This is a genomic window from Cupriavidus sp. FW305-3-2-15-C-LB2 (assembly GCF_058787575.1).
The window spans coordinates 308158-324839 of record NZ_JBYSZW010000001.1; the positions used below are offsets into that span (position 1 = coordinate 308158).

Below are 16682 nucleotides of genomic sequence, written 5' to 3' on the forward strand. Positions count from 1 at the left end.
AGGCGAGATGCGGGCGCGTAAACTGCCTGCATGAACTCCAGCGACGCTTCGCTTCCGGACGACATCGACGCCTTGAAGGCGCTCCTGCTCGCGCGCGAAGCGGCGCTGCGCGAGCGTGACAGTGACCTGGAGGATCTGCGCGACACCGTCGCGACGCTTCAGAGGACTCTCTCGGACCGAGCGCTGGAAATCGAGAGTCTGAAGCTGTGGATCGCCAAGCTCCAGCGAATGCAGTTCGGGCGCAAGTCCGAGAAGATCGATCGCCAGATCGAGCAACTGGAATTGCGTCTTGAGGACCTGCAGGCCGAGGAAGGCGCTGCGGCTCTCGAAACACGCAAGCAGCGCCTCACTGATGCGGGCAAGTCTGGCGGACGCAAATCGCTCCCCGATCATCTACCGCGTGAAGATATCGTGCATGGATCTTCGAGGCCGCCATCACGTACTTTCGAATGGCATCGACCAGAGGGCGCAGCAGTGCGCTGGCCTGGCCGACCCAATCGGCCAGAGTCGATCGGCTCAATTCGACACCATCGCGCGCGTATATGGCCGACTGACGGTACAGGGGGAGATGGTCGCAATATTTGCTAACCAGGACATGGGCGAGCAGCCCGGGACCCGGCATACCGCGATCAATGGGGCGACTGGGGGCAGCCGCCTGCACGATGCAGTCACAGCAAATACAGGCCTTCTTGGGTCGACGATGACGAATCACTCGCCAATGCCCGGGAACGTATTCGAGCTGCTCGGCGATGTCTTCGCCAAGGTCGCTGACGCGGGGGCAGCGTGGCCTTCGTACCCAGCGCACGACCGCCGGACTTGGCCTCATGCAAGGTGCGTCGGTCGGTAACGCTCCCGGTGGACGGCCCGCGCGATGCCGCGGCACTGTCGCCGGCCCCGGCTCGAGCCATCGCTGCGTCCAGCATGGACTCCCCGATGGAGCGGTCCGTTGCGGCAGCCAGGATTCGCCTTGCCTCGAGGTATGCTGGGTGAACGGGCAATTTGCGGTCCGTCTGGCTTTCGACATATCGCATGAACACCTCGATCGCGTCAGCGCCGGCAGGGATCGTGAACTGGCCACGGGCGCAGGCTTGGCAAACCGCAGCGCGAAGCGCTAGGCTGTGCGGCGATATGTTCCACGGCGGCGCTGCCCGCAGCACGCCTAGCGATAGGCCATCGAGGGTGGAAGCAAAGGCGATGCGACAGTCATCCTCCTGGTGGCATACCACCCAGATCTCGGAGCCGACCAGGTCCTCCCGGTTGTGAAGCACCTCATTGGTATAGCGGCCGTAATGGAACTCGACGAAGGGCGCACGACCCACCTTCGCGCCGCCTCGCACGCGACAGCGCTTGCGGACGCTGAACAGGGCTGCCACGACCGCCGGGTCAGCGTGGCGTGGATTGCGCTCACCATGCTGGTATAGGAACCGGGCATAGGCGAGAGGCGTACGGTTAGCGATTCCCCGATGCGGGGTCGCGTTATAGTTGGCGATGAGCACATCCAGCAACTCTTCCGCATACTCGTACTGAAAGCGGCTGGCAAGACACATACGGCGTCTCGCAGAAACTCACCGGGCGGGGACACCATCGACCCAACGCCCGTTTAAGGGCGCGCAGCACGTCGTCGCTAGAGACCTCTCGTCTCAAGCTAAAGTAGTATCCGACCACGGCTCGGGAGACGACCTCCAGGATAACGATGACCCAGAGGCGATGTACGATCTTCTCCTGGAAACCGCCGCCCATCAGCGGAAGGGATACGCAGAAGCGCCCGTCGAGCTTGTGCGCATCCATCTCGACACGTTCCATGAACTTCAGTGCGGGGCGGCCGGTTCCGTCCCCGGCCTTGAGCTTCGAGACTAGATCAGGACCGCCCGTGACCGCGGCCAGAGCTTTAGGGTCCGCCGACAGCACGCTGTCGATATACCGGCAGATCGAGAAGTAGCCCTGGCTGGAGGTGTTGAATGGCCACTCGTTGCGCGCCTCGTAGCCGAGCCCGCGAAGCTCCTCCAGAAACCATGCACAATGACGCCTTCGGGAGCGCCTGCTTTCCACGAGCCGCTTGCCCGAGGCGCTTGCACGGATGCGGGCCTCGAATGCTTGGCGCAAAGCCGGATGGGAGTTCAGGCGCGCTTGCATCGCCCCTGCCGCACCACTCCCAAACCGGTCGATGCGGATTTTGGTGCGGCGTCGATAAGGCCTTATCCGGAGCCACGGTACGAGCCCACGCCATCCATATGGTTGTCCATCGGGGTGAGTTTCAAGGCAGCGCTCTCGAATCAGACGATAGGCCTGTTTGGCTCCGAGGGGCGTCTGCTGCTTGATGACGTGGGTCGTAGCGCCACCAAGGTACAGCTCTACCGCACACTTTCTCGCAAAGTAAAGGGCACGACTATTGCCCTCGAGTGCGCCCTCATCTGGGGTCGCCCACTGCGACATGTCGATACTTCTGCCGCCGACTATGCGGTGGAGGCAAGCATCGCTGTCTTCAACGTCATCTGCTTCCATAGAAGCTCCTCGGATAGAGAGGATGCCACTAAGTGAACGATAGAGCACCGATGGAAGAGTTCAAGACAGGGACTGAGCGCTGCGTTGGGAAAGATACAGAATTACTTCAAGCGTCGGCCGAAAGAACAATTTTCTGCAGGTCATCTTGAAGCAAAATTGTTCCCGACATGCCAGCAATCGGCTAGCCGGCGGACGACCAGCGGGAACAAAATTATGCAAACCAACGGCCCACGTTGGTTTGCACAAATTTGTTCCCGGTTTTTGCAGCATTTTGTTCCTAACCCCAGGGCAGCCTCGACAGGCATCCGGCGGGAAGGGCGGCAACGGACCGAGGGCCGCGCTAGACCCAGTTTAGGCCGGGTTGCGCCGCGTTGCCTGAGCTCGCTCGACGCCGTCTGGCCAGCGACAGCCCTTCATCGGTTCCGCTTAAGCGAACGCAGTCCTGGCAATCCTCAGGCGGGGACGGAGCGCGACCCCGGTCGATGGCATCGAGCCAGGCGGCCAACGCGCTCGCCGTCGACTCGATTCCCCATGCGGCGGCGGCCGGGAGACCCAGCTTTCCTTTGTTCTGCGGCAAACGCTATGCGACTACTGCATCGTTTCGGCCTGTCAGGAACCAAGTGTGTAGCCTGCCTATGCCCTTTGCCTCGATTGAGCCGCGCTCTTCGAACTCGAACGCCTCGCCCAGCAGGCGCCTGGTGGCATCGGTGACCTGCACCCGTCCGGCCACGCCGTGGGATTCCATCCGGCTCGCGGTGTTGACGGCCGCACCCCACAAGTCATAGATGAACTTGCGCTTGCCGATGACGCCGGCAACCACCGCCCCACTGTTGATCCCGATGCGCATCTGCAGCTTGAAGCCGGTGCGCAGGTTGAAACGCATGATCGCGTCGCTCATGTCTAACGCCATATGCGCTGCCCGCACAGCGTGATCAGGCGTCGGTTCCGGTAGCCCCGCGGCTGCCATGTACGCATCGCCTATAGTTTTGATCTTCTCGAGGCCGCGATCTTCGGCAATGGTGTCGAATTCGGTGAAGATCTCATTGAGAATGGCAACCAGCTGCTCGGGACTCATGCCTGTTGAAAACCGTGTGAAGGCCACGATGTCAGCGAACAGGACCGTCACTTCTGGAAAGCTGTCGGCGATAAGCTCCGGAACGCCTGTCGCCATGAGATCCGGACGCGCTTTCAGCCGTTCAGCGATCGGGTAGGGCAGGAGATTGAGCAGCAGCCGCTCCGACAATTTCTGTTCGACCAGAATCCTGTCATAGAGGCTCTGGAGCTCGTCGCGCTGGCGGCGGATCAATTCCCAGCTTGCCTGCAGTTCTTCGTTCTTCCGCGCTAGCGCGGCCTCGGCGCGCTTCTTCTCCGTAATATTGCGGCCTTCCGGGAGTAGGAATACGACGTTCCCGTGCGAATCCCGGATCGGCAGGAGGGAGAAGTCGACAATGATCTTCTCCTCGCCGTCGGCTTGGCCGTAGTTTTCGAAGTCGCAACGGACAAATTCGCCCTGGCTTGCACGCTGAATCAGTTCCCGCAGCAGCGCCTGGGTCTCCGGCGAGACCACCCACCAGCGGGCCTCCCAGAACGGCTTCCCTCTAATGTCGTCCATCCGAATGCCAATCGCCTCGAGCGCGGCACGGTTGATCTCGAGCATCGTCCCGTGCACATCCAGCAGGCCCACGAACTGGAACATCGCGTCCAGCATGATGCGCGCGAGCTTGTCGCGTTGGGCCTGGAAATCGTCGCTCGCGCAAAGCGTGACATCGCGCACCCGGAGTTGCCGGGAATCAGGGAACATGAGGGTAATGGAAGCCATGCTTCACCTCCTGGTGTCTCCTCGCAGCGCCACAGGGGCCAGCTGTGACAGCTATGCGGGCAGAGCTCGCGTCCTATTGCGGGCTTGCCGCCCAAGGTTGGCCCATTCCATTAAACGGCCAGGACCCCTTGAACCATAGCTTGTCGCCGACAAACCGGGCCAAACCGGCTTCTTTGCATACGCCTGTGCTGCCATTGGGTGATCGCCAATTCCGCTAGCTGCGACCCCTATATCCGCTAACAACCATATTGGTCCAACCATAATTCGCAGACGATTTCTGCCGTGTTGACGTATGCCACTGTTTGGGACGTATGTTCTTTTGGCTCCCATTGCCCTTCAAAACGGCAAGGTTCCCGCCGGTGCATTCCGCACCATCATCAACGTCGTACTGAGATGGTCCTCCAGGGCCAGTGCCGCGCGCGCATCGGCCCGCTGCAGTGCCGCATCGAAAATGCACTGGTGTTCCACATGCACATCGCGCGGCGGCGTCTCCAACCCGATGCACACACGCCGGTAACGTTCCCCCTGCTGTGACAGCATGCGCAGCACCAGATAGGTCCACGGTGACGCAGCCGCCGAAATCAGCGCTTCGTGGAAGCGCCGGTTGCAAGTCTCCCAGGCAGCGCGATTGGCCATAGACACCGGCTGCTCCCAGGCGGACAGCGCCTCATAGCTCGCTCTGACGCGCTGCTCCCACGCGGCATCGCCGCAGCGTACGGATTCGCGCAGCGCATCGACCTCGATATGGATGCGCAGCCGCGTGATCGCTTCCAGGTCGGCCACGGACATAGGCGTGACGCGGAAGCCCCGTTGCCCCTCGGCGATCACCAAGGCGTCGCTGACCAGCCGCGTCAGCGCTTCGCGCAGCGTGCCCGCGCCCACGCCGTAGACATCCTTCAGTCGCTCGACGCGCAGCTTGGTGCCCGGTGGATAGTGGCCTTCGATGACGTGCTGCCGCAACTGGTAATAGGCATGCTCGCTAAGCGTGCGCGCTTGCCGACCGTCAAGCTCATCTGGCGGAGCGGGGGCGGGAGCGTTGAGAGCAGGAGGAGGAAAAACGGTAGTCATCTCGCTAGCCCTCCGTGTCTTGCTTGCGGTTGAGACGATAGCTGAGCTGCGCGCGGGATAGTCCGAGCAGTCTTGCGGCGGCGGAAAGGTTGCCGTTGGCACGCTCTACCGCTTCATGCAGCAGCGCGCGCTCCAGCCCCTCGATTCCCTCACTGCACCCCTTCAGCTGGTCGAGTAGGGCCTGGCAATCGATCCCCTTGGCGGTCGGCTGGTGGATCTGCCCAGCATGGTCGACGGTGGCGCCCGCCGGCATGCTCAGGCCGGGGAACAGGTCCGTGGCATCGACGGCGCGATTGGGCCGTGCGAGGATGACCGCCCGTTCGATCAGGTTCTCCAGTTCGCGCACGTTGCCCGGCCATTGATACCGGCGCAGCGACTCGCAGGCGTAGTCGGTCAGCGTCGGCACCGGCTTGCCGTGGATCGAAGCAAACCGCTCCAGCATGGTCTGCGCCAGCGGTTCGATGTCCTCGGCACGCTCGCGCAGCGGAGGGATCAGAACCGGGTAGACATTGAGCCGGTAGAAGAGATCGGCGCGGAAGCGGCCTTCTTTGACAGCCTGCTCGAGGTCGCGGTTGGTCGCGGCGATCAGGCGCACGTCGACCTTACGGCTTTGCGTGGCGCCGAGCCGCTCAATTTCACCTTCCTGCAGCACACGCAGCAGCTTGGCCTGGACATCGAGCGGCAACTCGCCGATCTCGTCGAGGAACAAAGTACCGCCGTCGGCGCGCTCAAAACGGCCCGGGCGCGTGGCCTGCAAGCCAGTGAAGGCGCCTTTCTCCGCGCCGAACAGTTCGGACTCGATCAGCGCATGCGGGATGGCGGCGCAGTTTATGGCGACGAAAGGTAGCTCGGCGCGCGGGCTCAGGCTGTGGAGGGCGCGCGCAAAGCGTTCCTTGCCGACACCGGTCTCGCCGGTCAGTAGCACGGTGACGCGGGTGGGGGCCGCGGTCTCCAGCAAGGTGTAGGCGTTGCGAAAGGCGTTGGACCGGCCCACCAGCCTGGTGCGGTCAGCGTCGGGGGCAATTTCCAGGCGCAGCGATTCGACCTCGGTCTGCAGGTCGCGGATGGTGCTGAGCAGCGAACTGGCGTTGAACCACGACGCCATTTCTTCCCCATCCGGCCATTCTTCCACGGGCTTGCCCACGATCATGCAGTGCTCGTCATGCATGCCCGCACACATGGTCTCCTTGAACAGGATGGTGCGGCCCATGAAGGCGCTGGTGTATCCGGTGGCGTAGCCGATCAGCATCCAGCACACCGGCTCCGCCTGAGGGCCGAACGTGCGCTTGTGCACCTCGGCCTCCCAGGAGTGTTCCCAGCGGTATTCGCCGTAGAACTTGCCAGTAGCGGGATCCGCCTCGAAACAGATCGGCGTGACCTGCACCGAGCCCTCCAGCATGTGCAGCTGCGGGCCCACATTGAACATGTCCTGCAGTGATCCGTTTCTGCGAATAACGCGGGCCAGCGCGGCGTCACGCTCGCCGGAGGCAAAGCCCACGCGCGTGAAAAGCCGCCGGGTCTGGGCCGGGCCCACACTCTCCATCAGTTCCTGCCGCAGCGTGCCGAGGGCGGCAGCGTGGACCAGCACCATCCGCTGGCCGGCGAGCCAGATGCGGCCATCGGCGGCAGAAAAGTGGATCGATCGCCGCAGATCGGCGTCGGTGGGCAGCGGGGGCAGGCGAGACTGCGTCATGTCGTCTCCATCGAGATTTTCTATATTTCTGCGGATTGTGGTGGATGCGTAGCGGTAACGCCGCAGCGCTCGCCGGCTTCACCATTTCATCAAAAAGGGCCTTTCGGTACTTGATCAAAAGATAAAAAACCGCGCGGGATCAACGATTTGAAGCGTCCGCATAAGAGCGGTACCAGATCCGGGAGCGTGCTGGTTAACCAGCATTTTGCAGGCGCGCAGCCAACTTTGACTCAGTACTTTCCCTGAATTATCGAGATTTCTGGTCATGGGCTGGCACCGCTGGCACGCCCCCTGCAATGAAAGGGGCACGGAGGCGACATCGACCCATCGACCATGACCCTGCAGACCCCAGCCAACCAACCATTCGATCCCTGCCGCAAGTTCGTCCGGGTCACCGGCCTCAACCCACGCGGATTCGTCGAATTCGAGTTCGCGGTCGGCGGGCCGGAGATGTTCGTCGAACTGACCTTGCCCATTGACGCATTCGACGCGTTCTGCACCACGCAGAACGTCGTCCGGCTGGATGACTCCGGCAGCGACTTCCACCGCGACCCCACGACCCTCAGGAGCAACCCGTGACAATCGAGCTGAAAACCGTCGACATCAAGCCGCTACGGCAGACCTACGCGCATGTGGCGCGGCATATCGGTGGCGACAAGACGGCCTCGCGCTACCAGGAAGGCATGATGGGCGCGCAGCCCGAGACCAACTTCCACTATCGGCCAACCTGGGATCCGGCGCATCAAATCTTCGACGCCTCGCGCTCGGCGATCCGCATGGCGAGCTGGTACGTGCTGAAGGACCCGCGCCAGTACTACTACGCCTCGTGGACCACGGCTCGCGCGCGCCAGCAGGACACGATGGAATCGAACTTCGAATTCGTCGAGTCGCGCCGGATGATCGACCGGATGCCGGCGGAGGTGGCCAAACACGCGCTCGACCTTCTGGTACCGCTGCGCCACGCCGCATGGGGCGCGAACATGAACAACGCGCAGGTCTGCGCACTGGGTTACGGCACCGCCTTCACCGCGGCGGCGATGTTCCACGCGATGGACAACCTTGGCGTTGCGCAATACCTGACGCGCCTGGCGCTGGCCGTGGCCGGTCCTGAGGTACTCGACGCAGGCCGGCACGCCTGGCTCGAACATCCGGCGTGGCAACCGCTGCGCCACTACGTCGAGGACACCTTCGTCGTCGACGACCCGGTAGAACTGTTCGTCGCCCAGAACCTGGCGCTTGACGGCCTGCTTTACCCGCTGATCTACGACCGTTTTGTCGACGAACGGATCGCCCTGGGCGGCGGCTCTGCGATCGCGATGCTGACGGCCTTCATGCCCGAGTGGCACGAGGAGTCGAAGCGCTGGGTCGATGCCGTGGTGAAGACGATGGCGGCCGAGTCCGAAGAGAACAAGGCGCTGCTGGCGCACTGGACCCGCGACTGGGCCGGGCGTGCGTTTGCCGCGCTGCAGCCGGTCGCCGAGCTGGCCTTCCAGAGCCATGCGCCCGAACTACTCGACGCGGTGCGCGAGCAGTTCCAGACCCGGATCTCGAAACTCGGCATCGCGCTTTGATCGCTCCCCTCACTCGCTCTTAAGGAAAACACATGTCCAACGTATTCATCGCCTTCCAGGCCAACGAGGAGTCCCGTCCGGTGGTCGAGGCCATCCTGGCCGACAACCCGGACGCGGTGTTGGTCGAGTCGCCGGGGATGGTCAAGATCGACGCGCCGGGCCACCTGACCATCCGCCGCCAGACCATCGAGGAACTGACCGGCACGCGCTTCGATCTGCAGCAGATCCAGGTCAACCTGATCACGCTGTCCGGCCATATCGAAGAAGACGACGACACCTTCACGCTGAGCTGGAAGCACTGAACGCCCTGCGCAACGCCGCAGCTGCCCCCAACAAAGAAGGAGACACGAAAATGGAAACCCCGACGCTGAAGAAGAAGCTCGGCCTGAAGGAACGCTACGCCGCCATGACCCGCGGCCTGGGCTGGGACACCACCTACCAGCCGATGGACAAGGTTTTCCCCTACGACCGCTATGAGGGCATCAAGATCCACGACTGGGACAAGTGGGTCGACCCGTTCCGCCTGACCATGGACGCGTACTGGAAGTACCAGGGCGAGAAGGAGAAGAAGCTCTACGCCGTGATCGACGCCTTCACGCAGAACAACGCCTTCCTCGGCGTGACCGACGCGCGCTATATCAATGCGCTCAAGCTGTTCGTGCAGGGCGTGACGCCGCTGGAATACCTGGCTCATCGCGGCTTCGCTCACGTCGGCCGCCACTTTACCGGCGAGGGCGCGCGCGTGGCCTGCCAGATGCAGTCGATCGACGAGCTGCGCCACTACCAGACGGAAACCCACGCGCTTTCCACCTACAACAAGTTCTTCAACGGCCTGCATCACTCCAACCACTGGTTCGACCGCGTCTGGTACCTGTCGGTGCCGAAGTCCTTCTTCGAGGACGCCTACTCGGCCGGGCCGTTCGAGTTCCTGACCGCGGTCAGCTTCTCGTTCGAGTACGTGCTGACCAACCTGCTGTTCGTGCCGTTCATGTCGGGCGCCGCCTATAACGGCGACATGTCGACCGTGACCTTCGGCTTCTCGGCCCAGTCCGACGAATCGCGCCACATGACGCTGGGCATCGAGTGCATCAAGTTCCTGCTGGAACAGGATCCCGACAACGTGCCCATCGTGCAGCGCTGGATCGACAAGTGGTTCTGGCGCGGCTACCGGCTGCTGACGCTGGTGGCCATGATGATGGACTACATGCAGCCTAAGCGCGTGATGAGCTGGCGCGAGTCGTGGGAGATGTACGCCGAGCAGAACGGCGGCGCGCTGTTCAAGGACCTGGCCCGCTACGGCATCCGCGAGCCCAAGGGCTGGCAGGACGCCTGCGAAGGCAAGGATCACATCAGCCACCAGGCCTGGGCGACTTTCTACGGCTTCAACGCGGCCGCCCCGTTCCATACCTGGGTGCCGCAGCAAGACGAGATGGCCTGGCTGTCCGCCAAGTACCCGGAGACGTTCGACCAGCACTACCGTCCGCGCCTGGAGCACTGGGACGAGCAGGCCAAGGCCGGCAACCGGTTCTACATGAAGACGCTGCCAATGCTGTGCCAGACCTGCCAGATCCCGATGCTGTTCACCGAGCCGGGCGACCCCACCAGGCTCTGCACGCGCGAATCGAACTACTTCGGCAACAAGTTCCACTTCTGCAGCGACCACTGCAAGGAGATCTTCGACCACGAGCCGGAGAAATACGTGCAGGCGTGGCTGCCCGTGCACCAGATCTACCAGGGCAACTGCTTCAAGCCGGGCGTGGACCCGAGCGCCGAAGGCTTCGATCCGCTGGCCGCCGTGCTCGACTACTACGAGGTGGAGCCCCGGGACACGATGGATTTCGAAGGCTCGGAAGACCAGAAGAACTTCGCGGCGTGGCGCGGCCAGGCCACCAGCAACTGACCGGCAGGAGACAGCCATGACCGTCAATGCGCTCAAGCCCTACGACTTCCCGCTGATGGACACGGTGGAGAAGTTCCCAGCGCCGCTGCTGTACGTGAACTGGGAAAACCACCTGATGTTCCCGGCACCGTTCTGCCTGCCGCTGCCGCCTGACACGCCGTTCAGCGCGCTCGCCGAACAGATCCTGCCGCCCGTCTACGGCTATCACCCGGACTTCGCCCGGATCGAGTGGGATCGCGTGCAGTGGTTTCGCTCCGGCCAACCCTGGACACCAGACACGTCGAAGAGCCTCGGCGAGAACGGGTTGGGGCACAAGGACCTGATCAGTTTCCGCACACCGGGGCTGGAAGGCATCGGCGGGGCATCGATCTGAGCGCCCGTCCGGTGCTCCAGCAATGACGAGGTATCCATCATGAGCCACCAACTTACCATCGAGCCGCTCGGCGCGACGATCGAGGTCGAGGAAGGGCAGACCATCCTCGATGCGGCGCTGCGCCAGGGCATCTATATCCCGCATGCGTGCTGTCACGGCCTGTGCGGGACCTGCAAGGTCTCGATCCTCGACGGCGAGGCCGACCTGGGCGAGGCCAACCCGTTCGCGCTGATGGATTTCGAGCGCGAGGAGGGCAAGGCGCTCGCCTGCTGTGCGACGCTGCAGGCCGACACCACCATCGAGGCCGATGTCGACGAGGACCCGGATGGCGAGATCATCCCGGTGCGGGATTTCGAGGCCGAGGTCACGCGCATCGACCAGCTCACCCCGACCATCAAGGCGATCCGCCTGCGGCTCTCCGACCCGATGCATTTCCAGGCGGGCCAGTACGTCCAGTTCGAGATCCCGGGCCTGGGCCAAAGCCGCGCCTTCTCGATCGCCAACGCGCCGGCGAACGTCGCCGCGACCGGCGAGATCGAGCTGAACGTGAGGCAGGTGCCGGGCGGTCTCGGCACCGGCTACCTGCACGAGCAGCTCGTCGCCGGTGACCGCGTGCGCTTGTCCGGCCCCTATGGCCGCTTCTTCGTGCGCCGCTCGGCGGGGCTGCCGATGATCTTCATGGCGGGCGGCTCGGGGCTGTCGAGCCCGCGCTCCATGATCTGCGACTTGCTGGCGGGCGGCGTTACCGCGCCGATTACGCTGGTCTACGGCCAGCGCAACGCGAAGGAGCTGTACTACCACGACGAGTTCCGCACGCTGAGCGAGCGCTATCCCAACTTCACCTACGTGCCGGCGCTGTCGGAGGGGGCGGGGGACGGAGAGGTCGCGCAGGGCTTCGTCCACGACGTCGCCAGGGCGCACTTCGACAACGACTTCTCGGGTCACCAGGCCTACCTGTGCGGGCCGCCCGCGATGATCGACGCCTGCATCACGGCGCTGATGCAGGGCCGGCTGTTCGAGCGCGACATCTATCACGAGAAGTTCATTTCGGCGGCGGATGCGCAGCAGACCCGCAGCCCGCTGTTCCGCAAGGTGTGACGTGGACACGTGCAGCAAAGCCACGGTGCGGGTCGCGCAGACGGGTGAGTCGTTCTCGTGCGCAGTCGGCGAATCGCTGCTCGCCGGCATGGCGAAGCTGGGCCGGCGCGGGATTCCGGTGGGCTGCCTGAACGGCGGCTGCGGGGTTTGCAAGGTGCGGGTGCTGTGCGGCGATGTGCGCAAGCTGGGTCCCGTCAGCCGCGCGCATGTCAGCGCCGACGAAGAGTGTGCGGGCTACACGCTGGCCTGCCGCGTGGCGCCGCAGGGCGACGTCGAACTGGAGGTGGCCGGGAAGATGCAGAAGCCGTTCCTCTGCTGCGCCCAGGCCAGGAAGTAAAGCCAGCAAGAAAACATTAACAGGAGACACATCATGGGTGTGATGCGGATAGGCCATGCCAACCTGAAGGTCATGGACATGGAAGCGGCCCTGCGCCACTACGTGCGGGTGCTGGGCATGAAGGAAGTGATGCGCGACGCGGACGGTAACGTCTACCTCAAGTGCTGGGACGAGTGGGACAAGTACTCGCTGATCCTGACCCCGTCCGATGAGGCCGGGCTCCGGCACGTTGCCTACAAGGTCGAGCACGATGCCGACCTGGACACGCTGCGCGCGCGCATCGTCGCGTACGGCGCGTCCACCGAGATGCTGCCGGTAGGCGCGCTGCCGGGCGTCGGCCGCCAGTTGCTGTTCGCCTTGCCGAGCGGGCACGAGATGCGCCTCTATGCGCAGAAGGAACAGGTCGGCACCGACGTCGGTTCGCTGAACCCGGATCCGTGGCCCGATGACGTGCAGGGTTCCGGCGTGCACTGGCTCGACCATTGCCTACTGATGTGCGAGCTGAATCCGGAGACCGGCGTCAACCGCGTGGCGGAGAACGCCCGCTTCATGAAGGAGTGCCTGGACTTCCACCTTGGCGAGCAGGTCATGGCCGGCCCGGACCACTCCATCCAGGCGGCAGCCTTCATGTTTCGCAGCTCTACCCCGCACGACATCGCCTTCGTCGGCGGCCCGGGCAACGGCCTGCACCACATCGCCTTCTTCCTCGATGACTGGGCCGATGTGCTCAAGTCAGCCGACGTGATGGCCAAGAACAAGGTCAAGATCGACGTCGCGCCGACGCGGCATGGCATCACGCGCGGCACCACCATCTATTTCTTCGACCCCAGCGGCAACCGCAACGAGACTTTCGCCGGGCTTGGCTACCTGGCCCAGCCCGACCGCCCGGTAACGACGTGGACCGAGGACGAGATCGGGCGGGCGATCTTCTTCCACTCGGGCGAGCTGAACGAGGCCTTCACTACGGTCTACACCTGATCGCGCAACCTCTTTCAAATCGGACCACCGTAGAGACCATCATGTACGACACAACACCGATCGCTGCCAGCAGCGGCCAGGCCGCTACCCGGCCCGCCGTGCGGCAGATCCTCAACTTCATCGACGGCGAGTACCAGGGCACCGGCAACTGGTTCGACAAGCGCTCGCCACTCGACAACCGCCTGATCGCGCGCGTCGCCGAGGCCGGGCGCGCCGAGGTCGACGCCGCCGTGCAGGCCGCGCGGGCGGCACTGTCCGGCCCGTGGGGCGGCCTGACGGTCGCGCAGCGCGTCGAGATCCTCTATGCCGTGGCCGACGGCATCGAGCGCCGCTTCGACGATTTCCTGGAAGCGGAAGTCGCCGACACCGGCAAGCCAGTCAGCCTCGCCCGGCATATCGACATCCCGCGTGGCGCGGCCAACTTCAAGGTGTTCGCCGACGTCGTCAAGAACGTGCCCGGCGAAAGCTTCGAGATGCCGACGCCCGATGGCGCAGGCGCGATCAACTACGCGATCCGCCGCCCGGTCGGCGTGGTCGGCGTGATCTGCCCGTGGAACCTGCCGCTGCTGCTGATGACGTGGAAGGTCGGGCCGGCGCTGGCGTGCGGCAACACCGTCGTGGTCAAGCCGTCCGAGGAGACGCCGCAGACGGCGGCGCTGCTGGGCGAGGTAATGAATGCCGCCGGCGTGCCGCGCGGCGTCTACAACGTCGTCCACGGCTTCGGCCCGCAGTCTGCGGGTGAATTCCTGACGACCCATCCCGGCGTCAACGCCATCACCTTCACCGGCGAAACCCGCACCGGCGCCGCCATCATGAAAGCCGCCGCCGACGGTGCGCGGCCGGTCAGCCTGGAGATGGGCGGCAAGAACGCCGCCATTGTCTTCGCCGACTGCGACTTCGATGCCGCGGTGGAAGGCACGCTGCGCTCGTGCTTCGCCAACGCCGGGCAGGTGTGCCTGGGCACCGAGCGCGTCTACGTCGAGCGCCCGCTGTTCGACCGCTTCGTCACCGCACTCAAGGAGGGTGCCGAGCGGCTGCGCCCGGGGCGGCCCGAAGCGGATGAGACCGGCTTGGGCCCGCTGATCAGCCAGGAGCATCGCAACAAGGTGCTGTCCTACTACCGCAAGGCCGTCGAGCTGGGCGCAACGGTCGTTACCGGCGGCGGCGTGCCGGACATGCCGGGCGAACTGCGCGAAGGGGCGTGGGTCCAGCCGACCATCTGGACCGGCCTGGGCGACGACGCGCCCATCGCCCGCGAAGAAATCTTCGGCCCCTGCGCACTGGTGATGCCGTTCGACACCGAGGCCGAGGTCATCGGCCGCGCCAACGCCAACGAGTACGGTCTTGCCACCGCGATCTGGACCACCAACCTGGCGCGCGCCCATCGCGTCGCCGGTGCTATCGAGGTCGGCATCGCCTGGGTCAACTCGTGGTTCCTGCGTGACCTGCGCACCGCGTTCGGCGGCGCCAAGCAGTCTGGCATCGGGCGCGAGGGCGGGGTGCATTCGCTCGAGTTCTACACTGAGCTGCGCAACGTCTGCATCAAGCTCTGATTCACTTCATCGGACACCTTCATGGACTCCACCCTGATTCAAGCGCTGGGCGACCGGCTCTACGACGCCATGGCCACGCGCCAGACGATCGCGCCGCTGACCTCGCAGTTCGAGGACCTGTCGGTCGACGACGCCTACCGCATCCAGCAGCGCTTCGTGCAACGCCGTCTCGACGCGGGCGAGACCGTCATCGGCAAGAAGGTCGGCGTCACCTCCAAGGCCGTGATGGACATGCTCGGCGTCTACCAGCCGGACTTTGGCTACCTGCTGTCGGGCATGGTCTACGGCGAGGGCGAATGCATCCCGCTGGATACGCTGATCCAGCCCAAGGCCGAGGGCGAGATCGCCTTCATCCTCAAACGTGACCTGATCGGTCCCGGCGTGACCAACGCCATGGTGCTGGCTGCCACGGAATGCGTGATGCCGTGCTTCGAGATCGTCGATTCGCGCATCCGCGACTGGAAGATCAGGATCGGCGACACCGTCGCAGACAACGCCTCGTGCGGCGTCTTCGTGCTCGGCGACAAGGCGGTCAGTGCGCGCAACGTCGACCTGGCCACGTGCGGCATGGTCTTCGAGAAGAACGGCGAGGTGATCGGCACCGGCGCCGGCGCGGCCGCGCTGGGCTCGCCGGTAAATGCGGTGGCATGGCTGGCCAACACGCTCGGTCGGCTCGGCATCCCGCTAAAGGCGGGCGAGGTGATCCTGTCGGGCGCGCTGGCGGCGATGGCGCCGGTCGCGGCGGGCGACAGCTTCCGCGTCTCGATCGGCGGGATCGGTGCGTGCTCTGTGCGCTTCGCCTGAAGCGCCGGCGGATTCATCGACAGACAAAAGACACAAGGACATTCCCATGACCAAAAAAATACGTTGCGCGCTGATCGGCCCGGGCAACATCGGCACCGACCTGCTCGCCAAGCTGATGCGCAGCCCGGTGCTCGAACCCGTCTGGATGGTCGGCATCGACCCGGAGTCCGACGGCCTGAAGCGTGCCCGCGAGCTTGGCCTGAAGACCACCGCCGAAGGCGTCGACGGCCTGGTGCCGCACGTCATCGCCGACAACGTGCAGATCGCCTTCGACGCGACCAGCGCCTACGTCCATGCCGAGAACAGCCGCAAGCTGAACGCCCTGGGCGTGATGATGATCGACCTGACGCCGGCCGCCATCGGGCCATATTGCGTGCCGCCGGTCAACCTGAAGGAACACCTCGGCTCGCGCGAGATGAACGTCAACATGGTCACCTGCGGCGGCCAGGCCACGATCCCGATGGTCCACGCGATCTCTCGCGTGCAGCCGGTGGCGTACGGGGAGATCGTGGCGACGGTGTCGTCGCGCTCGGTCGGCCCCGGCACGCGCAAGAACATCGACGAGTTCACACGCACCACGGCAACGGCAGTGAAGGCGGTGGGCGGTGCGAAGGAAGGCAAGGCCATCATCGTGATCAACCCCGCCGAGCCGCCGCTGATTATGCGCGACACGGTGCACTGCCTGACCGAAGACGAGCCGGATCAGCAGCGCATCGTCGACTCCGTGAACGCGATGATCGCCGACGTGCAGCGCTACGTGCCGGGCTACAAGCTGGTCAACGGGCCGGTGTTCGACGGCAAGCGCGTGTCGGTCTACCTGGAAGTGGAAGGGCTGGGCGACTACCTGCCGCGCTATGCCGGCAATCTGGACATCATGACGGCCGCTGCCGCTCGCACGGCCGAGATGTTCGCTGAGGAACTGCTGGCGGGCCGCATTGCGCTGGCCCCCCCGGAGGCAACCGCCGCCTGACTGGCCGATGCGCCTC

The 16682-nt window shown here is 64.4% G+C and carries 16 protein-coding genes and 2 pseudogenes; 12 read left to right on the plus strand and 6 right to left on the minus strand.

Annotated elements, in window-relative coordinates; genetic code table 11:
* Positions 1-30: 30 nt before the first annotated feature.
* Positions 31-417 (plus strand): annotated as a pseudogene (locus AC3WRR_RS01615) (transposase domain-containing protein); the annotation flags it as partial.
* Here AC3WRR_RS01615 and AC3WRR_RS01620 read toward each other — a convergent pair.
* From AC3WRR_RS01620 to AC3WRR_RS01645, 6 genes and pseudogenes are all read right to left on the minus strand, one after another.
* Positions 413-772 (minus strand): annotated as a pseudogene (locus tag AC3WRR_RS01620) (IS66 family transposase); the annotation flags it as partial. The pseudogenes AC3WRR_RS01615 and AC3WRR_RS01620 sit on opposite strands and share 5 nt — an antisense overlap.
* Positions 669-1547 carry a hypothetical protein gene (locus tag AC3WRR_RS01625; RefSeq protein WP_492296050.1) on the minus strand — a complete coding sequence of 293 codons (879 nt, stop codon included), beginning with the start codon at positions 1545-1547 and terminating at the stop codon, positions 669-671. The gene AC3WRR_RS01625 and the pseudogene AC3WRR_RS01620, both read right to left, overlap by 104 nt.
* On the minus strand, positions 1477-2502 hold the full coding sequence (locus AC3WRR_RS01630) for a hypothetical protein (protein WP_492295907.1): 1026 nt from the start codon (positions 2500-2502) through the stop codon (positions 1477-1479). Before AC3WRR_RS01630 ends, AC3WRR_RS01625 begins: the two co-directional genes overlap by 71 nt.
* A gap of 580 nt (positions 2503-3082) precedes the next feature.
* Complete coding sequence (locus AC3WRR_RS01635) at positions 3083-4321, minus strand: adenylate/guanylate cyclase domain-containing protein (RefSeq protein ID WP_492295909.1); 1239 nt, start codon at positions 4319-4321, stop codon at positions 3083-3085.
* Positions 4322-4657: 336 nt separating this feature from the next.
* Positions 4658-5389 (minus strand): GntR family transcriptional regulator, encoded by a 732-nt coding sequence (locus AC3WRR_RS01640; RefSeq protein ID WP_492295911.1) that lies wholly within the window; start codon positions 5387-5389, stop codon positions 4658-4660.
* A gap of 4 nt (positions 5390-5393) precedes the next feature.
* Positions 5394-7082, minus strand: a complete 1689-nt coding sequence (locus AC3WRR_RS01645) for a sigma 54-interacting transcriptional regulator (protein WP_492295913.1) — start codon at positions 7080-7082, stop codon at positions 5394-5396.
* Between the two features lie 333 nt (positions 7083-7415).
* On the opposite strand from AC3WRR_RS01645, the gene AC3WRR_RS01650 reads away from it, so the two are divergent.
* The 11 genes from AC3WRR_RS01650 to AC3WRR_RS01700 are packed head-to-tail and all read left to right on the plus strand — an operon-like array spanning position 7416 to position 16666.
* Positions 7416-7661: a phenol hydroxylase subunit gene (locus tag AC3WRR_RS01650; RefSeq protein ID WP_454750464.1), complete on the plus strand. Its 246-nt coding sequence runs from the start codon at positions 7416-7418 to the stop codon at positions 7659-7661.
* Complete coding sequence (locus tag AC3WRR_RS01655; RefSeq protein ID WP_492295915.1) at positions 7658-8653, plus strand: aromatic/alkene monooxygenase hydroxylase subunit beta; 996 nt, start codon at positions 7658-7660, stop codon at positions 8651-8653. The genes AC3WRR_RS01650 and AC3WRR_RS01655 overlap by 4 nt, the downstream gene beginning before the upstream one ends.
* A 32-nt stretch (positions 8654-8685) precedes the next feature.
* The gene (locus AC3WRR_RS01660; protein WP_492295917.1) at positions 8686-8955 is read left to right on the plus strand and encodes an MmoB/DmpM family protein; all 270 of its coding nucleotides are present in this window, start codon (positions 8686-8688) and stop codon (positions 8953-8955) included.
* Positions 8956-9005: 50 nt separating this feature from the next.
* A complete protein-coding gene (locus AC3WRR_RS01665) occupies positions 9006-10553 on the plus strand; it encodes an aromatic/alkene/methane monooxygenase hydroxylase/oxygenase subunit alpha (protein WP_492295919.1) in 1548 nt (515 codons plus the stop codon).
* 16 nt (positions 10554-10569) lie between these two features.
* Positions 10570-10926, plus strand: coding sequence for a phenol hydroxylase subunit P4 (locus tag AC3WRR_RS01670; protein ID WP_492295921.1), 357 nt, complete (start codon positions 10570-10572; stop codon positions 10924-10926).
* Positions 10927-10965: 39 nt separating this feature from the next.
* Positions 10966-12024: an NADH:ubiquinone reductase (Na(+)-transporting) subunit F gene (locus tag AC3WRR_RS01675; protein ID WP_492295922.1), complete on the plus strand. Its 1059-nt coding sequence runs from the start codon at positions 10966-10968 to the stop codon at positions 12022-12024.
* Between the two features lies 1 nt (position 12025).
* Entirely contained in the window at positions 12026-12361 is a 336-nt protein-coding gene (locus tag AC3WRR_RS01680) for a 2Fe-2S iron-sulfur cluster-binding protein (protein ID WP_492295924.1), read from the plus strand.
* A 33-nt stretch (positions 12362-12394) separates the two neighbouring features.
* Complete coding sequence (locus tag AC3WRR_RS01685) at positions 12395-13339, plus strand: catechol 2,3-dioxygenase (protein WP_492295926.1); 945 nt, start codon at positions 12395-12397, stop codon at positions 13337-13339.
* Between the two features lie 41 nt (positions 13340-13380).
* Entirely contained in the window at positions 13381-14892 is a 1512-nt protein-coding gene (locus tag AC3WRR_RS01690) for a 2-hydroxymuconic semialdehyde dehydrogenase (protein ID WP_492295927.1), read from the plus strand.
* Between the two features lie 21 nt (positions 14893-14913).
* Entirely contained in the window at positions 14914-15696 is a 783-nt protein-coding gene (gene dmpE / locus AC3WRR_RS01695) for a 2-oxopent-4-enoate hydratase (RefSeq protein WP_492295929.1), read from the plus strand.
* A 46-nt stretch (positions 15697-15742) separates the two neighbouring features.
* On the plus strand, positions 15743-16666 hold the full coding sequence (locus AC3WRR_RS01700) for an acetaldehyde dehydrogenase (acetylating) (protein WP_492295930.1): 924 nt from the start codon (positions 15743-15745) through the stop codon (positions 16664-16666).
* Positions 16667-16682 lie beyond the last annotated feature (16 nt).

Excerpts from the sequence above, each read along its gene's own strand:
- AC3WRR_RS01675 (WP_492295922.1), top strand. The coding sequence starts at position 10,966 with ATGAGCCACCAACTTACCATCGAGCCGCTCGGCGCGACGATCGAGGTC.
- AC3WRR_RS01625 (WP_492296050.1), bottom strand. The coding sequence starts at position 1,547 with ATGTGTCTTGCCAGCCGCTTTCAGTACGAGTATGCGGAAGAGTTGCTG.
- AC3WRR_RS01670 (WP_492295921.1), top strand. The coding sequence starts at position 10,570 with ATGACCGTCAATGCGCTCAAGCCCTACGACTTCCCGCTGATGGACACG.
- AC3WRR_RS01700 (WP_492295930.1), top strand. The coding sequence starts at position 15,743 with ATGACCAAAAAAATACGTTGCGCGCTGATCGGCCCGGGCAACATCGGC.
- AC3WRR_RS01685 (WP_492295926.1), top strand. The coding sequence starts at position 12,395 with ATGGGTGTGATGCGGATAGGCCATGCCAACCTGAAGGTCATGGACATG.
- dmpE (WP_492295929.1), top strand. The coding sequence starts at position 14,914 with ATGGACTCCACCCTGATTCAAGCGCTGGGCGACCGGCTCTACGACGCC.
- AC3WRR_RS01645 (WP_492295913.1), bottom strand. The coding sequence starts at position 7,082 with ATGACGCAGTCTCGCCTGCCCCCGCTGCCCACCGACGCCGATCTGCGG.
- AC3WRR_RS01665 (WP_492295919.1), top strand. The coding sequence starts at position 9,006 with ATGGAAACCCCGACGCTGAAGAAGAAGCTCGGCCTGAAGGAACGCTAC.
- AC3WRR_RS01635 (WP_492295909.1), bottom strand. The coding sequence starts at position 4,321 with ATGGCTTCCATTACCCTCATGTTCCCTGATTCCCGGCAACTCCGGGTG.
- AC3WRR_RS01630 (WP_492295907.1), bottom strand. The coding sequence starts at position 2,502 with ATGGAAGCAGATGACGTTGAAGACAGCGATGCTTGCCTCCACCGCATA.
- AC3WRR_RS01660 (WP_492295917.1), top strand. The coding sequence starts at position 8,686 with ATGTCCAACGTATTCATCGCCTTCCAGGCCAACGAGGAGTCCCGTCCG.
- AC3WRR_RS01690 (WP_492295927.1), top strand. The coding sequence starts at position 13,381 with ATGTACGACACAACACCGATCGCTGCCAGCAGCGGCCAGGCCGCTACC.
- AC3WRR_RS01640 (WP_492295911.1), bottom strand. The coding sequence starts at position 5,389 with ATGACTACCGTTTTTCCTCCTCCTGCTCTCAACGCTCCCGCCCCCGCT.
- AC3WRR_RS01650 (WP_454750464.1), top strand. The coding sequence starts at position 7,416 with ATGACCCTGCAGACCCCAGCCAACCAACCATTCGATCCCTGCCGCAAG.